Annotated in this window: 16 protein-coding genes; 6 read left to right on the top strand and 10 right to left on the bottom strand. The window is 34.5% G+C overall.

From position 1 onward, the window contains the following. The 5 genes from KWG70_RS16400 to KWG70_RS16420 form a co-directional block, all read left to right on the top strand. The coding region (locus KWG70_RS16400) for a T9SS type A sorting domain-containing protein (protein ID WP_230937127.1) at positions 1–800 on the top strand (800 nt) is incomplete at its 5' end. Between the two features lie 250 nt (positions 801–1,050). Continuing rightward, positions 1,051–5,709: a LamG-like jellyroll fold domain-containing protein gene (locus KWG70_RS16405; RefSeq protein ID WP_230937128.1), complete on the top strand. Its 4,659-nt coding sequence runs from the start codon at positions 1,051–1,053 to the stop codon at positions 5,707–5,709. 347 nt (positions 5,710–6,056) lie between these two features. Next, complete coding sequence (locus KWG70_RS16410) at positions 6,057–7,295, top strand: ABC transporter permease (RefSeq protein WP_230937129.1); 1,239 nt, start codon at positions 6,057–6,059, stop codon at positions 7,293–7,295. Next, positions 7,288–7,731: a hypothetical protein gene (locus KWG70_RS16415; protein ID WP_230937130.1), complete on the top strand. Its 444-nt coding sequence runs from the start codon at positions 7,288–7,290 to the stop codon at positions 7,729–7,731. The genes KWG70_RS16410 and KWG70_RS16415 overlap by 8 nt, the downstream gene beginning before the upstream one ends. A 93-nt stretch (positions 7,732–7,824) precedes the next feature. After that, entirely contained in the window at positions 7,825–8,730 is a 906-nt protein-coding gene (locus KWG70_RS16420) for an AraC family transcriptional regulator (RefSeq protein ID WP_230937131.1), read from the top strand. A gap of 2 nt (positions 8,731–8,732) precedes the next feature. Here the strand turns inward: KWG70_RS16420 and KWG70_RS16425 are convergent, their stop codons facing one another. From KWG70_RS16425 to rpsF, 5 genes are all read right to left on the bottom strand, one after another. Continuing rightward, positions 8,733–9,206, bottom strand: a complete 474-nt coding sequence (locus KWG70_RS16425) for a DUF6495 family protein (RefSeq protein ID WP_230937132.1) — start codon at positions 9,204–9,206, stop codon at positions 8,733–8,735. 65 nt (positions 9,207–9,271) lie between these two features. Continuing rightward, on the bottom strand, positions 9,272–12,391 hold the full coding sequence (locus tag KWG70_RS16430; RefSeq protein WP_230937133.1) for a TonB-dependent receptor: 3,120 nt from the start codon (positions 12,389–12,391) through the stop codon (positions 9,272–9,274). A gap of 102 nt (positions 12,392–12,493) precedes the next feature. Further along, the gene (gene rplI, locus KWG70_RS16435) at positions 12,494–12,943 is read right to left on the bottom strand and encodes a 50S ribosomal protein L9 (protein WP_230937134.1); all 450 of its coding nucleotides are present in this window, start codon (positions 12,941–12,943) and stop codon (positions 12,494–12,496) included. A gap of 13 nt (positions 12,944–12,956) precedes the next feature. Further along, the gene (rpsR, locus tag KWG70_RS16440) at positions 12,957–13,253 is read right to left on the bottom strand and encodes a 30S ribosomal protein S18 (RefSeq protein WP_028873640.1); all 297 of its coding nucleotides are present in this window, start codon (positions 13,251–13,253) and stop codon (positions 12,957–12,959) included. Between the two features lie 2 nt (positions 13,254–13,255). After that, on the bottom strand, positions 13,256–13,594 hold the full coding sequence (gene rpsF / locus KWG70_RS16445; RefSeq protein WP_230937135.1) for a 30S ribosomal protein S6: 339 nt from the start codon (positions 13,592–13,594) through the stop codon (positions 13,256–13,258). Between the two features lie 201 nt (positions 13,595–13,795). On the opposite strand from rpsF, the gene KWG70_RS16450 reads away from it, so the two are divergent. Then, positions 13,796–14,491, top strand: a complete 696-nt coding sequence (locus tag KWG70_RS16450; protein WP_230937136.1) for a LytR/AlgR family response regulator transcription factor — start codon at positions 13,796–13,798, stop codon at positions 14,489–14,491. A 64-nt stretch (positions 14,492–14,555) separates the two neighbouring features. Here KWG70_RS16450 and priA read toward each other — a convergent pair whose 3' ends face one another. Genes priA through nadC form a run of 5 tightly spaced genes read right to left on the bottom strand, consistent with a single transcriptional unit; the run spans position 14,556 to position 20,053 of the window. Beyond that, positions 14,556–17,009, bottom strand: a complete 2,454-nt coding sequence (gene priA / locus KWG70_RS16455; protein ID WP_230937283.1) for a replication restart helicase PriA — start codon at positions 17,007–17,009, stop codon at positions 14,556–14,558. A gap of 1 nt (position 17,010) precedes the next feature. Next, entirely contained in the window at positions 17,011–17,814 is an 804-nt protein-coding gene (locus KWG70_RS16460; RefSeq protein WP_230937137.1) for a hypothetical protein, read from the bottom strand. Between the two features lie 4 nt (positions 17,815–17,818). Then, positions 17,819–18,256, bottom strand: coding sequence for a DUF2147 domain-containing protein (locus KWG70_RS16465; RefSeq protein ID WP_317206768.1), 438 nt, complete (start codon positions 18,254–18,256; stop codon positions 17,819–17,821). After that, on the bottom strand, positions 18,240–19,196 hold the full coding sequence (locus KWG70_RS16470) for a YihY/virulence factor BrkB family protein (RefSeq protein WP_230937138.1): 957 nt from the start codon (positions 19,194–19,196) through the stop codon (positions 18,240–18,242). The genes KWG70_RS16465 and KWG70_RS16470 overlap by 17 nt, the downstream gene beginning before the upstream one ends. After that, the gene (gene nadC / locus KWG70_RS16475) at positions 19,196–20,053 is read right to left on the bottom strand and encodes a carboxylating nicotinate-nucleotide diphosphorylase (RefSeq protein WP_230937139.1); all 858 of its coding nucleotides are present in this window, start codon (positions 20,051–20,053) and stop codon (positions 19,196–19,198) included. The genes KWG70_RS16470 and nadC overlap by 1 nt, the downstream gene beginning before the upstream one ends. Between the last annotated feature and the right edge of the window lie 59 nt (positions 20,054–20,112).

A 20,112-nucleotide genomic window follows, 5' to 3' on the forward strand; every position in this document is an offset into this window, starting at 1 on the left:
CTGCTCCTGTGGTGACTGATGTGACGATTTGTTCTGATGAGTCGTATACGTGGGCTGAGAATGGTATCACTTATGATGGTTCTGGAGGATCTACTTCGGTAACTATTGAAGGTGTAAACTGTGCAGCTGATCAAACACTTAACTTAACAGTAACGCCGGAGCCTGCTCCTGTAGTGACTGATGTAACGATTTGCTCTGATGAGTCGTATACTTGGACTGAGAATGGTATCACTTATGATGGTTCTGGTGGTTCGACCTCTGTAACTATTGAAGGTGTGAACTGTGCTGCCGATCAAATATTAAACTTAACTGTGACTCCAGCAACGGACGTATTCTACGCGGATACTGATGGTGACGGTTTTGGAGATCCAGACAATTCAATCCTTACATGCTCGCAACCAGCTGGATATGTAACTGACAATACAGATTGTGATGACACCAATGATCAGATTTATCCGGGAGCAACCGAAATACCAGATAATGGAATTGATGAAGATTGTGATGGTATGGATGATAATACTCTAGATACTGAAGAGTTTAACAGTAGAGATATTTCGATTAGACCAAACCCATTCACGACAACCATAACTATTAGTTTGCCATTGAGTTTAAATGGAAGTGAATTTGAAATAAACATCTATGACCTAAACGGTAGAGTTGTTTATAAAAAGAGAAAATCTAGTATAGACGGATCTATAATTATCGATGAACTTGACAGGTTGGAGCAAGCTCCATACTTCATCAAGATATCTAATAGAGATAATGGTATAATTGTCACCAAGAAACTAATTAAATATTAGTGATAAATCAATTAAACAAAAAAGCTGAATTGTAATAATTCAGCTTTTTTTTGTAACACACTAAAGCACAGACAATAACACTTAAGACCTAATTAAACCAAAACCCAAAAAATATTAAATTTATAAGTAACTGATAATCAGGTATTAAAAAATTATATATGCATTTCGTCGATTAAATTTGCATTTCACAGAGTATACACATACATTTGTATTATAAATTTATTAGTCCCAAACTAAAATTTAACCGCTTATGAAAATTTCTACTTTTTTTCAGAAAAAGTATGCTCTAATGGTTTTTACAATAATAACCATGAGCATATGTAACGCTCAAACGACTACGACTCTAGGTTTTTATGATTTTGAATCAGGAACTCAAGGATGGACAGGAGGTTCTCTAGCCTATAGAAATAATAGTGCTCCTTTTGCCTATGATGGAACACATTCATTCTGGCTCCGTAATGGTTCAACACCTGCAAACTCTACAATGACCTCTCCTACGTTTAGTCTTTCTGCCTATAACAAGGTTGATGTAAAATTCTTTTTCTCTTCTTATAGTATGGAATGGGGCGAAGATTTTATTATTGAATATTATGATGGATCTACTTGGCAAACCATAGCAACTTATGTTTCAGGTAGTGTAGCCAGTAAAAATGCTGACTTTGAGAGTTCTACTGCTATATATTTTTACAGTAAAACGGCGACTATATTTTCAACAAATTATACTTTTCCTGCGGGATCAACAGCCCAATTTAGGGTTGTTGTAAGAGCAAACAATAATGGAGATTATGTCATGATTGATGCCATAACGGTAACAGGAACAACATTTCAAACACCAACAAATGCGCCTGGTGGTATTACGTCTGACCTTGACCTCTGGTTAAAGGCCGATCAGTTAGATGGATCTGCTGTAGGTTCAGATGGATCATTAGTATCGCAATGGATAGATAATGGAAAAGGAAATCACGCGGAAACCGTAGTTACTGGTCAAGAACCCGTATATAGAAATAACCTTACAAATAATTTTAATTTCAACCCTGTTATAGAGTTTGAAAATGATAATAACACTGCTAATCGAGATATGTCATATATCATTAGTGATGGTAGTAGAGATGTATTAAAAGGTACAGGTGGCTTTAATACTAATGATATGTTCATTGTATTAATGCCAGATCCTACTATTACAACATCTATGATTCCTTTGGATACATTTACGAGTACTGACCCTACAGGTCAAACCTATGATGAAGATGTTACAGGCTTTGGATATGGAGCTTATTCGGCTAGATTTGATAACGAACGACTCACTTACTGTATTGGAGTTACCAATGAAAGCTCTGCTTCTAACCCTGCACCAAGTTATGATGATGGTTATGGACGTGGTGATCTAGGTACAGGAACCGATTATAATCAAATACATATTGTCAATATTAGACAAAACGCAGCGGATACTGATATGGAATTATACTTTAATGCCAATCAAGTAGGTACGCTTACTAATGATATAGCTGCTTATGCTCAAGTAAACAATACGAGATACTGGATTGGTCGTAGTCAATATTGGTCTGGAAGTTATGATGGTCGTATCGCCGAAGTCATTACTTACGATTCTAGAAAAACAGATACCGATCTCACACAAGAACGAAATAGAATTCAATCATATCTCGCTGTTAAATACGGAATCACATTAGGTGTTAATGGAACATCTCAGGATTATGTAAATAGTGATGGTACTGTTATTTGGGATCAATCTAAAGATGCTGGTGCCTATAATTATGATATTGCAGGAATAGGAAGAGATGATGTTTCCGAATTAAATCAAAAACAATCTAGAAGTGTTAATGACGCAGTAGACGGAACTGGAAGAATTGAAGGTATCCTTACGATGGGATTGACTGAAATTTACGATACCAACAGTGATAATATTACTTCTAATGCTACTACTTTTGGAGATAAAGAGTATTTAGTATGGGGAAATAATGGTGCCGACTTAAATTTAGCAGCATCTACAATTTCTGTTAATATGAGTGCTGGTATTTCGCCTGCGCTTACGACTAATGTATCTTTTACTGCGATGCAACGTGTTTGGCGTGTAGAAGAAACTGGTGGTGATATTCCTTCAGTAAAAGTTAGAATACCTCAAGCTGCCATCAGAAATATTACACCTCCTGGTAGTTACTATATGTTTATCTCTAGTACTGGAGTTTTTGACCCTACTGCAGATTATAGAGTAATGACACCAGATGGTAGTGGTAATCTTGAAACTAATTATGATTTTGATGGTACGAAATATATCACCTTTGGTTATGCACCAATGGTTATTGTAGAACGTTCTGTATATTTTGATGGTTCGGTTGATTATGTTGATATGGAAGATGCTTTAGATCTAAACTCATCTGAATATACTATTTCGGCATGGATAAAAAGAGATGCTGCCGATACAGGAACGAAGTCAATTGTATCTAAAAGAGACAATCCGTTTACTACAGGATATGATTTAAGAATTCTTAATGATAACAGAATTCAAATGTGGATAAAAAATGGAACCAATCAAATGCTGACAACTTCAGCAAGCATACCTGATGACGAATGGCACCATGTTGCTGTTATTTATAATGGTACAAGACTCTATATATACATTGATGGTGTTGTAGCCAATCAAGCCAATAGAACGGCTCCTATTGACACCAATGAATCCTTCTATATTGCTGCTGCTGGTAAGAATACACCAACACAACACTTTAGAGGTAATATTGATGAAGTACGCGTCTGGGATGTTGAATTGAGTGTAGATGAATTACGATTTATAATGAATCAGGAAATAGAAGAGAATGCAACATTTGTAGGTGGTAAAGTATTACCAACAACTATTACTAAAAATGATGTAGCTACGATTCCATGGTCTGATCTGGCAGGATATTATCCTATGTCTGTATATACCTATACAAATACTGAAGATGCTTCAGGTAACAGTAATCAAGGTGCTTTAAGAAACTTGGATACTGTAGATAGACAAACCGCACCTTTACCTTTTGAATCTCAAGGAAATGGTGACTGGACAACCGAAGCAACATGGTTAAATAATGCAGAACAACCATTACCAAATGAACTATCTGTAGTTGATGGAACGACACCTATCGATTGGAATATTGTTAGAATTGGTCACAATGTAACTATTGATACTGAAGTTGTCTTAGGAAGAGATCGTCAAGTATTAGGATTATATGTAGACGCTGGAGAATTAACTGTTGATGGTAACAATGCAGATGCTGCTGCTGGAAACGGTTTAACTGTATCACATTATTTAAAAATTGATGGAAAAATCGATCTAGAAGGTCAGTCGCAATTAGTACAAACTGAAGATAGTGATCTTGACCCTACGTCGTCAGGTTCTCTGGAAAAAGATCAACAAGGTACTGCCGATGTACATACGTATAACTATTGGTCGTCTCCTGTTGGTGAAATTAATTCAACAACAAATAACAACTCATATACCGTAACCGATGTTATGTATGACGGTGTTAACCCAATTAACTTTATTAATACAGGATATGACGGGTCAGATGGTGCTACAATTAGCATTGCCGATTACTGGATATGGAAATTTGCCAACCAATTAGACGATGACTATTCTGCATGGCAACATGTGAGACGTAATGGTACATTATTAACTGGTGAAGGATTCACGATGAAAGGTCCTGGATCTGGAACAATAGTAGATCAACAAAACTATGTGTTCCTTGGAAAACCAAATAATGGTGATGTTAACTTAACACTTAACGCTGGAAACGATTACTTAGTAGGTAACCCATACCCTTCTGCAATTGATGCCAATCAATTTATTACAGATAACGGACCAAATATTACTGGTGCTGGTGCCGACCCATTAATTAGTGGTACGCTTTACTTCTGGGAACATTGGGGAGGTGGCACTCACAACCTATTAGATTACCAAGGTGGTTATGCAACGTATAACTTCTCTGGTGGTACGGGAGCACCTTCGTTAGGAACTAATGATCCAGATGTTGGAACAGGCGGAACTCCAACAAAACTTCCAGCACGTTACATCCCAGTAAGTCAAGGATTCTTTGTTGTTGGTGAAAGCACTGGTACAATCAATTTCAATAATGGTCAACGTATTTACCAAAAAGAAGGTACTGGAACATCAGTATTTGTTAGAAATGCTAATCCGAACACCATTGCTGGTGCTGATACTCAAACCGAAGCGGCAGATAATCGTATGAAATTTAGAATTGGTTTCAATTCTATAAATACGATTCACAGACAGTTATTGTTAACTATTGATGAGTCGACTACAACTGGATATGATTGGGGATATGACGCCAAGACTTATGACAATCAAATGGATGATCTATTCTGGATGATAGCTGATGAAAAGTATACGATACAAGGAAGTAATTTAGCTGAATCTGATACGGTATATCCATTAGGTATCAAAACAAATGATGATGGATTAAATACCATTACTATTGATAATCTAGAAAATGTACCTAGTACGATTGATATATTTATCCACGATATAGAAAATGATACGTATCATAATCTTAGAGAAGGGGATTTCCAATTTTTCCTTCCTGCAGGTGAATATTTAAACAGATTTGAATTAACATTTAGTGAAGGAGATTCATTAAGCGTTGACGACAATGAATTGAAAACAGTAGATGTTTTCTATAACAATGAAACAGAAAGCATTGTATTATTGAATCCAAACGCTATTGATGTGAAGTCTATAGAATTATACAACATCATAGGACAAAATATTACAACCATTGAAAATATTTCAGAACTGGACTATTCTGAATACAAAGTTAAGAGCCTAAGCACTGGAACTTACATCATTAAGATAGATACTTTAAGCGGTTTGTTATCTAAGAAAGTTTTGGTGAAATAAAATAGACCCAAATCTACCGTGATCTTAACTTATAAATGGCCTCTCTCCTACTGGATTGAGGCTTTTTTAATCTATCAACTCTCATAGCAGGTTTAACAGCAAAGCTATAGTGAGAGTTTTACTGAATTACTAGATCTCATTTTTTAGAGTCTCATGTACCTTTTGGAATGCCAGGTTTTTATGGCATATTCATTTTCTGAAGAATCGAAAATCGTTTTAGTACACTTAAATCTTTCACAAAAAAATTATAAATTTCAGATGCATTCGAAAGTTATTTCAATTTTATAGTAACTTTATGGGTGTTTAGTAGTCTTACTATAAAATACAACCAACTTTTAACGTATACTATGTTTTCATTAGTTAGAGAAAATATCCGAATTGCATTTGATTCTATTAGAAGTCAATTGCTGCGAACTATTCTTACCGTTTTAATCATAGCCATAGGTATCACTGCTCTTGTAGGGATTTTAAGCGCTGTTTCTGCATTAGAAAACACGATCTCTAGTGATTTTTCATCAATGGGAGCCAACACGTTTAACATCCAACGTTATGAGTTCAACACGCAACGACGTGGCGATGAAGCTCAAAAGATAAATCCGGTTATTAATTACCGACAAGTAAAAGCGTTTGAAGAGGAATACAACTATCCCTATACAAAAACGTCTATAGCCTTTTTAGGTACACGAACTGCTGAAGTCAAGTATGAAAATGAAAAAACTGATCCCGAAGTACAGGTATATGGTGTTAATGAACATTTCATTCAAAATACAGGACTAGAAGTTGAAACTGGACGTGCTTTAAATTATTTTGATGTTGAAAACAGTAATACCGTTTGTGTTATTGGTAGTGATCTCAAAAAAGCACTATTGGATGATGTTAATCCTTTAGGTAAAACCATTAGTATTAGAGGTGCTAAATTTAAAGTTGTTGGCGTACTAAAAGAAAAGGGCGCAACCTTTGGTAATAATCAAGATCTACGTGTGCTTATGCCACTGCAAAAAGCACGTACTATTTTCACTAATGCAAATATCAACTATAATTTGAGCATCAAAGCCGATAAAAAAGACATGCTTGAAGGTGCTCAGGATGAGGCTATTTTATTATTCCGAAATATTAGAGGGTTGAACCCTGTTGAAGAAAACAATTTTGGCATCGAAAAAAGTGATGACCTTATTAATCGTATTGGTTCTATTACAGGTGTACTGTCTACTGCTGCGTGGATTATTAGTATCATTACCATCTTTGGATCTACCATTGCATTGTTAAACATGATGTTGGTGTCTGTAACCGAACGTACTCGTGAAATTGGTGTGCGTAAATCTTTAGGTGCCAAACGTCGCACTATTGCCTTTCAGTTTTTTATTGAAACGATTATTATTGGGCAATTAGGCGGATTGTTAGGTATTTTATTAGGTATCCTGATTGGTTACATTTTTGCAGCCGCAGTCGATTTTAACTTTGTTATTCCTTGGGGAGCGATGATATGGGCAAGTGTCATCACGTTTATAGTTGCTGTAATTTCTGGCTCATATCCTGCAAATAAAGCAGCTAAACTTGACCCTGTGGAGTCGTTGCGTTATGAATAATTCTAGAGCTCAATTACTTTCTGAAATTGAACCTTACAAATCTTTATTAGTTGGCAAAAAGCTAAAAAACGTATTTTTCACTCACCAAGGTGAAGGTACTGTACATCTTGAAGGATTAGGAAGTGCTTACTATTTTTCTACTATTTTAGAAACTGAAGACAAAAAAAAGTATTGTTTTGGTAACGATTGGATTACCAAATGGGATGCTAATGAACATCTTTATGAAGTGACACATGAAAACTGGAGGATACCAAGAAATATCAAGTATAGAAACATTGCAATAATTGATATACTAATAGACGATGATGACGAAATTTATATAAGATTAGAAAATGATGTATTAATCTATCACACTATGGATTATGGAGATAAATTATTTTTTGATGAGTATTCAACATTGTTTGATAAAAATGGAAAATTGCTAAATGAAGAATAACCTAGACAAGACAGAGGTTTAAATCTATCATAAAGGGCAAATTTTTTCACAAAGCTTTTACGTAAATTGTTTTAGTTTATTTTTGTGAATTCAATGACACTTTCCAAAGATCACATCAAAAGCATTAACAAAGCGTTCAATTATATTGAACAGCATCTCGAAAGTGATTTATCCTTAGAGCAAATTTCAAGAGTTGCACATTACTCACCTTATCACTTTCATCGCATATTTAAAACATTCACAAAAGAAACACTTAACAATTATATAGCGAGAAAACGTGTTGAGAAAGCTTCGGCAGATTTACTGCATCGTGAACATATCACCATTTCAGAATTATCGACGCAGTACGGATTTACAAGCAACTCATCTTTTACCAGAGCTTTTAAAAAGTTCTATGGTGTGAGTCCGTCCAATTTCCGAAGACATAGTAAAGGAAAATATAGCAAGATTAGTCAAATGAAAAGCAAGAATGGGCAACCCATTACTACATTTGAAAACTATGTTTGTCATACAAATCAAAACAACGACACAGTTATGACAACAAACATTAAGGTAGAAACAATTGACAACATTCACACGCTAGGTATTACATGTATTGGAAAGCATCAGTTAACACTAACTTTTAACCGATTATTAGATTGGGCTGGTCAACAAGGCTTGTTACGTCATCCTGATTTTAAAATGGGAACACTGTATTACGATAGCTTTAAAATCACTGCACCAGATAAGGTACGAATGACTGCTTGCTTAGTTGTTGATGCACCTATAAAAACTGATGGTGAAGTAATTTCAACTACAATTAATGGTGGACTACACATCACAGCTCATTATGAAATTGGTATTGCCGAATTTCCTACAACTTGGATGAATTTATTTAAATGGATGAATGATAATGGTTATAAAAAGCGTTCGGAACCACCTTTTGAGATTTATCATAATGATTTTAATAAGCATCCTGAAAAGAAGTGCATTGTAGATCTCTACATTCCCGTTGACTAAATTTATTTACTTACTAAATTTTCAAAATATTGATATAAGGCTCCTTTGGTAATGTTGGCTCCTTCTTGTATTAATTTGAACTTATCCTGACCTTTATCATCAGAATAATCCTTTTTTGCTGTGAAGAATTCGATATCATCAGACATCAAATTATCTCTAAACCAAGCATAACCTTCTTTTGTGGTGATATCAACAGCGTCTTTCTTAACTTTTAATGCAATAAGCCGCATGTGCTTGTCTGCACAATGAAACAAATGCATCTGCTGCGGAGACATATGCTCTAGATACTTCACTTTAGAAAGCACACCTTCCCATATAAGATCACTAAAGACGTCTAGTTCTTGTTCGGCTACTTCAGGTCTATTCGTTTTAATAGCTGTCCACTCTTCGGCAGTAATAGATTGTGTCGCTAAAAAGTTGATGAATTCTTGGTGTAATTCTTCAAATTGTTCCTTTGTGAGTCTAGAATATTTCATATACAATGGTAAAAAAAATGCGCTCTTAAAATTAAGAGCGCAAATTTAATGAATTTATCTAGTATTTAGAAGATATATCGTACTCCAAATTGCGCTTGCCATCTTGAAGCTAAACTTGTATCATAACTAAACGTTTCTTGTAAGTCTGCATTGAATGTATAGGTTGGTACATTAGTACCAGGATCTACAACAACACCTAAAGGTTGCACACTAATTGGCTGTTGAATAACACCCCAATCACTATTAATTAAGTTTCCGACATTTAATACATCTACACTTAATTGAATCGTGTTCACCTTATCACCTGAAACTTTAAAGTTAAAGTCTTGAAGCAACTTAAGATCCCAGCGACCTCTCCATGGTGCTAATGCACCATAACGCTCGGCATATTGACCTCTTCTATCATTTAAGTAATCATCTTGTTGTATATAAGACTCGAAAGCTTCTGCTTGTCCAGCTCCAGAGAACTGCATTTGTGATATTTCACTCGCAGTAGGAATGTATAGTAAGTCATTTAAATTTGACCCGTCACCATTAAGATCTCCTCCATACGTATAGTTGAAACGACCACCACGAGCATATTCGAAAAACGTTGAAATAGTCGTTGCCCATTTATCACTACCATAGGTCCATTTCTTACTAGCAACACCAATAATTCGGTGTGTATCTCCATATCTAGAATAACTTAATACATCGTCATTAACATTTCCTAAGGCAGGATTGAAAGCAAAGGCATCTCCAGTAATTTCAGCTTCAATAGAATTCACATCTTTAGCATTTAAATAGCTATAACCTAACATGGTGTATAATCCATTATCAAATGATTTTTGCGCTTTAAATGAAGCATTCCAAATTCTACCTTTATCTGAGTTTGTAAATACGTATGCGTTATTAATAATATCGTTAGACGTATAAATTGCTCTATTATCAACTCCAGCCAAAGTTCCTGAAGGAGGTAATAGTCCCCAGTTTTGTACATGAGCACCATTAATATCTTTTGTATAAGACACATCTCCAGTTAATATCAAACCATTTTCAAACCTATAATCTGTTCCTAAATTAGTACGCCATACCTGCGGAAATTTATAATCTGGATCAACAGCTTGGTAAAAGAATACATTAGGATTACCTATTTGGTTTCCTAACCATACAAATGGGAAACGGCCAGTAAACAATCCTGAACCACCTCTCAACTGCAAGCTTCTATCTCCTTTTACATCATAGTTAAATCCTACTCTTGGTGAGATTAACCAATCATTATTTGGCATTTGTGTATTATCTAGGAAAACAGTTTCTCCAGTATTTGGATTTACATATGGAATATCTGGTGCATAGCAGCAAGCAACATCAATCACATCCTGTGCTTTTTCTGCACTATCAAAAAACAGTGGCTTATCGAAACGTACACCATAAGTTAGTTTAAACTTCTCGGAAACATTCCATTCATCTTGAAGATAAAATGACATCTGACCAACATTAGTTTCAGCTAAAGCAAAACCTCCTGCTTCTCCAACTGGATTAGCTGACAATGATGCGTGTGCTGCAAGTGCTTGATTGTATAAATCTTGTAACTGTCCAGAATCAACTAGATCTTGGAAACCGTCCATAGTCGTGGTTGGAAAGAATACGCCTTGTGCTCCATAGACACCTAAGTTAAATGAGTTATCAAACTGAAACTTCTCAAAAGCAAAACCAATTGTATATGTGTGATCTCCATCAAAGTAATTCATGTTATTTGAAAACTGAAGTACTTTTTGGTCTAATCTATTATTTATTGAGAACGGCTCGTGTCCAGCGATAATATAGTTAGAACCATCTTGGGTTATAGTGATGGTTGGTGCTGGCGTAGACAATGGATCTCTAAAATCATCAAAATGAGTAAATCCAAATTGAAATTTATTAGATACTTGATCAGAGAATGTTGAATTCAATTCTAACTGAACAGATCTGATATTATTATTGATCTCATAACCTGCATTTTCAAACTGTAGTGTATTAGCATTTGGCCCTCTAAACCCTAAAGCAGTAGGATGTGCTGGCTTTTCTTTAGAAGCGTTTAAAAAGTTATAAATTATTGCTAATCGGTTATTATCATTGATATTCCAATCTAATTTTACAATACCTTTATTAGACTCAGCTGCATAAGTAAATCCTTGGTAAGCACCAGGATTATAACCTAAATCTAATAGTGCATTTTGAACTGCAATTAAATCAGACTCCAGTACTCTAGATTCGTTAATAGCACCACTTCCAGTATTTGGAACCCAACCATTACTTCCTAGATCTGTTCGCTCATCCTTTTCGAAATTAGCGAAGAAAAATAGTTTGTTTTTTATGATTGGTCCGCCAATACTAAATCCATACTGATTTTGTTCTAATTTCGGTTTTACAACATCTTCGCCTCTAACCGTTCCACCAGTAAGGTCTTCATTTCTAAAAAACCCATATACAGTACCATGAAATTCATTAGTACCACTCTTTGTTACGGCGTTAACAGCAGCACCAGTAAATCCGGCTTGAGTCACGTCGTAAGGAGCAGTACTTACAGTAATTTGATCTATCGCATCAATTGATATTGGTGTTGATTCTGTTTGCCCACCAGGCTGAGCTGCATCCAAACCAAAAGGATTATTGAAGATAGCACCATCTAGAGAGAAGTTATTAAATTGATCATTACGTCCGCCAAACGATCCAGCACTAGCAGTTGGTTCTAATCTTGTAAAATCGTTAGTCGATCTTGTAATTGTTGGCAATCTTGTTAATTCACGTCTACCAACTGATGTCTCGGCACCTGTTCTATCTGTACTAAATGTTCCTGTGGTTGATCCTGTAATAATCACAGCATCAAGTTGTTCACTATCAGGTGTCATTTGTAAATCAATATTCTCAGTTTTACCTAAAGTTAAGAATACATCATTAAAGACTTGTTCTTTATAGCCTACGTAAGATATGGTAATTGTATAAGGACCACCAACTCTCATATTAATGATATTGTAACGTCCGTCAAAATTTGTAGCGGCTCCATACTTTGTACCAGTTGGTGTATGTACTGCAACTACGTTAGCTCCAGGTAAGGGTTGAGAGCTTTCGTCTAAAATAACACCTTTTAAACTAGAGGTTGTTACCTGAGCAAAAGTCATAGTAACAAATAGTAGCATAAAAGCTGTAAAAAGGTTTTTCTTCATTTGTATTTAGTTTTTGGTTGTTATAGATTAGCCTAAAGTTAATAAAAAAAGGCTGTTCAAATGAACAGCCTTATTATATTTATTAACCTTTGTTGTAAACTACTAAGCCTCAGCAACTACTTCAAATGGTAAATCTACTGATACTTCTCTGTGTAATCTTACTACAGCATCGTATTTTCCTAAACGCTTTACGGTTCCACCAGCAACAGAGATGAATTTTTTGTCAATCTCATGACCAGCTTTTTGTAATTCATTAGCTAAATCAATATTATTTACAGATCCAAATAATTTGTCTCCAGTACCTACTTTAGATGAAATCTTGATTTCTAAATCTTTAATAGCGTCTGCAGTTTTCTGAGCTGCTTCAATAATTGATTTTTCTTTATAAGCTCTTTGCTTTAAAGTTTCTTCTAGGACTTTCTTAGCAGATGATGTTGCCATTACTGCTTGTCCTTGAGGAATTAAAAAGTTTCTACCATAACCGTTCTTAACTGTTACAATATCGTCTTTAAATCCTAAATTTTCAACGTCTTGTTTTAATATAAGTTCCATAGTTATTGGTATTTTATTTTAATAAATCTGCTACGTAAGGCATTAACGCTAAGTGACGCGCTCGTTTTACTGCAACAGATACTTTTCTTTGGTATTTTAAAGATGTTCCTGTTAAACGTCTTGGTAAGATTTTACCTTGCTCGTTAACAAAACCTAACAACCAATCTGCATCTTTGTAATCTACATACTTGATACCAGATTTCTTAAAACGACAATATTTCTTCGTTTTGCTTGTGTCGATGTTTAATGGAGTAAGATATCTGATCTCTCCATCTTTCTTTCCTTTTGCTTGTTGTTCAATTGAAGACATAATTACGCTTTTTGTTTATCTCTGTTTCTTCTCTTTTCTGCCCAAGCAATCGCATGCTTGTCTAATTTTACTGTTAAGTAACGCATAAAACGCTCATCACGTCTAAACTCTACTTCTAATGGATTAATAACTTCTCCATCAACAGTGTACTCAAATAAGTGATAAAAACCACTCTTTTTGTTTTGGATTGGATATGCTAATTTTTTTAAGCCCCAATCTTCTTTGGCTACCATCTTCGCTCCTCTAGAAACAAGAAAATCTTCATATTTCTTTACTGTTTCCTTTATCTGGTCATCAGATAAAACGGGATTTAAGATGAAAACAGTTTCATAATGATTCATAAAAATCTTTTTTATTGTGTTAAAAATGAGTGCAAAAATAACTATAATTTATGTTTCTGGCAACGTTTTTGTATATAAAATTTTAGACATCAAAATAATGTTAATATTTTGTTAAAAACCACACTTTACCGATGTTTTTTGGTTTTTATCCGAATTTTTCGTACTATTGTCGATATCTTAACCTAAAATATAAATAATGTTATGACTTTAAACTGTGTAGTAGTTGATGATTCTGCGATTCAACGTTTATCGATTGTAAAGTTAATAGAGAATCATTCCTCTCTTAACCTTATTGCAGAATATAGTAGCGCATTAGAGACCAAGAACGGACTTAACACTCATAAAGTAGATTTAATCTTCTTAGATATTGAGATGCCTGTATTGAACGGTTTCGAGCTACTTGATGTACTCAACAACAAACCCCAAATTATTTTCGTTACAGGTAAAACTGAATACGCATTTAAAGCTTTTAATTATGATGCAACCGATTATCTTCAAAAACCTATAACTAGGGAACGATTTAATCAATCTGTTGAAAAAGCATTAGAGCAACATAAATTAAAGCTAGATTTCAATGAAACTGATGGCGAACACATCTTTGTCAAAAGTAATCTAAAAAAACGAAAAGTTTACATTAAAGATATCAAATGGATTGAAGCTCTTGGTGATTATGTAAAACTAGTTACCGAAGAAAACAGCTTAGTCGTTTTATCTACTATGAAAGCTTTTGAACATGAATTACCAGAAGGTAAATTTTTAAGAATCCATAAATCATATATCGTAAACCTTGATAAGGTCGATAGATTTAACAGTAAAAATGTTGAAGTTGGTGCTTATGAGATTCCATTAAGTAGAAACAAGAAAACCCAACTTGTTGATGCCTTAAACAATATCTAAAGGCCTTAAGACTAATAATAGTTTGAAGATATAACTTATAACTAACTAACCTAACTAATTAGCTTTAATAATTATCGACATTTAAGATTACTCTTATTGCCCTAAAATCTTTCACGCTTAAGAAGCTGTTATTAATTTTAATGATAGCTTCTTTTGTTTTTGCTAACGATTGTTTCTGAGGAATTTTTACTAAAATATGTTTTAAATATTGGTTTCTAATCCTTGCCACAGGTGGAAACTCTGGACCTAGCACATACTGACTAAAAACGGTTCGAAGCGATTTAGAATACCAATCGGCACCAATATTGACACGATTATAATCTTTATGTTTTAATGTGATTTTAATCATCCTATATATTGGAGGATATTTATAAATGTGACGCTCATCTAATTGTTCTTCAAACATCTGAACATAATTATTCGTAGACACTTGCTGTAATATCTTATGATACGGATTATACGTTTGAATTAACACTTTTCCGCGTTCTTCTGTACGCCCTGCTCTACCAGATACTTGAGCCATTAATTGATAACTTCTTTCGTGAGCTCTAAAATCTGGAAAATTAAGCATATTATCAGCATTCATAATGCCTACAAGTTTCACATTTCTAAAATCCAATCCTTTAGTTAGCATTTGGGTTCCAACCAAGATGTCTATTTCACCTTGCTCTAGCGCTGTTATAATTTTCTCATAACCATATTTACCTCGCGTTGTATCCAAGTCCATACGCGCTACATTATGCTCTGGAAACAATAATTTTGCCTCCTGCTCTACCTGTTCTGTACCAAAACCTTTACTGTCTAATTCTACACTTCCGCAAGCATCACAGGTTTTTGGCATCACAGTATTATAGCCACAATAGTGGCAACGCAGCTGATTTTTATATTGATGAAAAGTTAAACTCACATCACAGTTTGGGCATTGAGGCGAATGACCACAAGTATGACATTCTACAATTGGCGAAAAACCACGTCTGTTCTGAAACAAAATAATTTGATGACCATTCTTCAAGGTTTCGGTCATTTCTTCAATTAATCGGTCACTAAAATGACCTCGCATACGCTTTCGTTTGTGTTTATCCTTAATATCTACCAATTCTATATCTGGCATCAACACATTGTTATAGCGATGATTTAATTCTACCAATCCGTATTTTGATTGCTTTGCATTATAATAACTCTCGAGGCTTGGTGTAGCAGAGCCTAATACTGTTTTACATTGAAAAATACTTGCCAATACAATAGCAGTATCACGTGCATGGTATCGTGGTGCTGGATCAAACTGTTTATACGACGATTCGTGTTCTTCATCTACAATGATTAACCCTAAGTTCTGAAATGGTAATAACACCGAAGAACGGGCTCCTAACACCACCTGAGCTGTTGACGAATTGGAGAGCACATTGTTCCAAACCTCAACGCGCTCATGTGAAGAATACTTACTATGAAATACAGCAACCTTTTCGCCAAAATAATTTTGAAGACGTTCTACCAACTGAGTAGTTAACGCAATTTCTGGCAACAAATACAAGACCTGCTTTTTAACTTTAAGCTGGTCTTCAATAAGCTTAACATAGATTTCCGTTTTTCCAGAAGACGTCACACCATGTAGCAATGTAATATTTTGATTATCAAATGATTCATTGATTTTATTTAAAGCTTTTTCTTGATACTCATTTAATCGCTTTGAGTCTTCATTATCATCTCCTTCATAAGTCACTCGATCGGTTTGTATATGGTATTCTTCGAGAATTCCTTTATTGATCAATGCTTTTACAATGGCACTAGACGTTCCACTTTCCGAAGTAAGATCAGATACCTTTACTGGTTTTTTGGTTTGCGCAGAAATTGAAAACAAAGTCATCACTACATCTCTTTGCTTTGGTGCTCGACTGAGATCTGACAGTAAAACTTGTAAGGCGTCTTCTGAAGTATAAGAGGTACCTAATTTCACATAACGCACTAATTTGGGCTTATACTTTTCATAGATTTCCTCTTGAACCGAAATAGCATTTTTATCAAGTAATCGCTTGATAACTGGCAAAACATTTTTTTTGTCGAGAATAGACATTAAATCCTGAACCTTCAATGACGACTGATGATGCAAAGCTTCATAGATCACAAATTCATCATCTCTAAGATCTGCATCGCTAATTATAGTCGCATCATTTTTAGAAATAATAGTTTCACTCTCCAAAATAAAAGCACTTGGTAAAGCCGCACGCATTACATCTCCTAATGTACACATGTAATAGCTTGCTATCCATTTCCAGTGCTCTAACTGCTTTTGTGTCACAATAGGAACCTCATCTAGTATTTGATGAATGTCTTTAGCCTCATAGGTTAAAGGCGCATTGTTATGAATATCAATAACTAAAGCTGTGTAGATTTTAGTTTTCCCAAATGGAACAGAAACACGTATACCTGGCTTTAGAAAGTTAGCTTCTGCTTTGGTAATTGCATAGGTGAAGCTCTTTTCTAGAGGAATTGGTAATATGACGTTAATGAAATAGTTCAGCTTAATGGAATGGTTTGATGTCTCGATATAAGATTGATAATATCTTTTCAAAGGTAAGGACATCTTCTTTGTTTATCAACCTAAGTGTTTTAATAAATAGATTATCGTTATGAATTTCTATTTCTAACCCATTAAAAGTAACAAGTTTATCTATTATCTGTTTTATTTGAAGCATCTGTCTTGACGTCTTAAAAGTAAAACACTCATAAGTAGCATACTTTAATTCATCATCATTTCTAACTTTATCAAAAAAAGTTTCTGTTTTTGTTTTTTCTCTGAAATAGTAATGCCCATTAATAGAGTCAATTTTGAGCCACATCATTAATTGAGATTCTGTAACCATGCCTACAGAATTAGTTTCTGGTGCAGGTAAGAATATAAGTCCCTCTTCAAATTGGAACACATTAGAATAAGACCAATCATCGTAGTGAGAGAGTGTAATTGTACGCTCTACCACATCAAATTGCTCATCAGAAAACATGTCTTGACGCAAAAAACGTTTACTTCCAATTAAATGATTTAGGCCTCTTTGAGCAGTTTGTTGATCTTTGTATACTAGGTTTTTAATCTCGGCTTCTGGCATTGCTCTAAATTCATCAGCAGAGCCTTCCCAATGTCCAGATTCTGCCTGCTCCAAAGTTAACTTAGCTCCTGTTTCCGGATCAATAATATATGCGTCTTCTAAACTCCTTTTCATTCGTTCATGCTGTTCCTTTTCTGATTTAGTTTCCCAACTAAAGAAAAGGTAAAATATCCATCCTACTCCAATTGTGACTAAAACACCAAATAGAATTTCTAAAAACATAAAACTAATCTTCAGCTCTTACCCAATACTGTGTACGATAAAAGAAAGCTACATAACCACGCACTTGAAGTTTATTGGCATTGTCTTCGTCTAGTTGTAATCGGCAATCATACTGTTTTCCATCTTCTGGGTTTGTGATGGTTCCTTTTTTATAAACATCACCAGCTTTTTCCATATTCTTGATGATTTTCAATCCTAGCACAGGTTTATTATAATCATCACCTTCACAGAATTTACAGGGCAAATCTCGTTTTTTAGGGTCAAAGATTTCAATGATTTTTCCAAACACCTTCCCATTTTCTTTGTAGATCTCAACAATAGACTTCTCCTCTCCTGTTTTGTCATCAATTGTTTTCCATTTCCCAAGAATGCTTTGTCCAGAGACGCTTATGGTCATTAAAAGTATAACTATAACAAGGCCAATTTTATTCATCTTCTCCATTCTTTTTCTTTTTTAAACGTCTAATTGTTGCATTTAGTTCATAACCTAGCAACAATATATTAGCATTTAACCATAAATACAACAATAAAATCAATAGAGCTCCAATAGAACCATAAAGCTTATTATACTGTGAAAAGTTTTCGATATAAATACCAAATAAATATGATGTTAATATGATCAACAAAGTCGTGAACAAAGCGCCAATGGAGAAAAATCTTGACGTACGTCCTTCCTTTGTACCAAAATAATATAGGGTAGCTGTGGCGATGTATACCATAAATACGAAGAATAAATACTTAGCAAAAACAACCCAAAACACATTAGATTGATTGGTCTTAAAATCGATACTATCAAATTGTTCATATAAAGGCTGGATCACATAAATTTGAAAATATCCGAAGAAAGCCACTGTTAAAACGACTAGCAAAGCTAAAATCAAAGCGACTCCTAAAGCATATAAATACTGTTTAAATATATTTCTTGTGAGCTCCTGATGGTATGAGTTTTCAAATCCAGAAAACACTGCATTTACGCCATTAGCCATTAATAAAATGGATACAATAAACACAGAAGATAGTAATCCGCCACGTTCGGTATTCTCAATATTTTCAAAAATATTGGAAAAGAAAAAATCTGAAGTTTGAGGCGGTAAAAATGATGTCAAAAATTGTTGAAAATCAGTTTGAAACCCTTCAATGGGTATATAAGGCATCAAAATAAGCACAAACAATAAAAACGGAAATATGGCTGTAAAAAAACTAAAAGCTATGGCACTAGCTCTGGCAGTAAGTGCTCCTTTAAAAATGCCTATAGCGTAAAGCACCAGTAAATCGTATAGTGTCAAACCTTCAAGAGCAGGTAGTTTTATCTTCCTAAGTAAATCTACAATTCGATTTACAATAGGAATTTTACTCAATATCTCTTTTAATGATTTAGACATTAAACTGCTTTCAGACTTAAATCCATATTATACACAGAGTGTGTCAAAGCTCCAGAAGAAATATAATCTACACCACACTCGGCATACTTTCGTACGGTTTTTTCATTGATTCCTCCAGAAGATTCTGTTAGGCATTGGTTACCAATTAACCGCACTGCTGTTCGTGTATCTTCATAATTAAAATTGTCGATAAGAATGCGATATACGCCTTCAGTCTCTAAAATTTCTTTAATCTCTTCAAGGTTTCTAGCTTCTACTATAATCTTCAAATCACGTTTAGAATCTTTTAAATACTGTTTTGTTTTATTAATGGCTTTGGTAATTCCTCCCGAAAAATCAATGTGGTTATCTTTCAGCATGATCATATCATACAATGCAAATCGATGGTTTTCACCTCCTCCAATTTTTACAGCCCATTTTTCTAAAGCTCTAATTCCTGGTGTTGTTTTTCTCGTATCCAAAATTTTAGTTCCTGTGCCTTCTAATAAATCTACAAACTGCTTTGTCTTTGTTGCAATAGCACTCATACGTTGCATTGCATTAAGTACTAAGCGTTCGGCTTTTAAAATAGATTGTGAAGCGCCCTCTACGTAAAACACAATATCGCCATACTTGACATGACTTCCATCTTCGATTAGTGTTTCGACTTTCATATTTGCATCAACATAAGCAAAAACCTGCTTAGCAAACTCAACACCAGCAATAACGCCTTCATCTTTTACTAAAAGTTTAGCTTTTCCTTGAGCTGAAGCAGGAATACAAGCTAATGAGCTATGATCACCATCACCTACATCTTCTCTAATAGCATTAATAATAATGCCTTCTATTTCCTTATCAAATTGTTCTTTTGAAATCATGTTTTGGATATTTACCGTAAAAATAGCAATTGCAACTTAAAAAAATTCAAAAAAGCATA

The sequence above is a fragment of the Psychroserpens luteolus genome, assembly GCF_021032705.1.
In the GTDB taxonomy this organism is placed as follows: Bacteria; Bacteroidota; Bacteroidia; order Flavobacteriales; family Flavobacteriaceae; genus Psychroserpens; species Psychroserpens luteolus.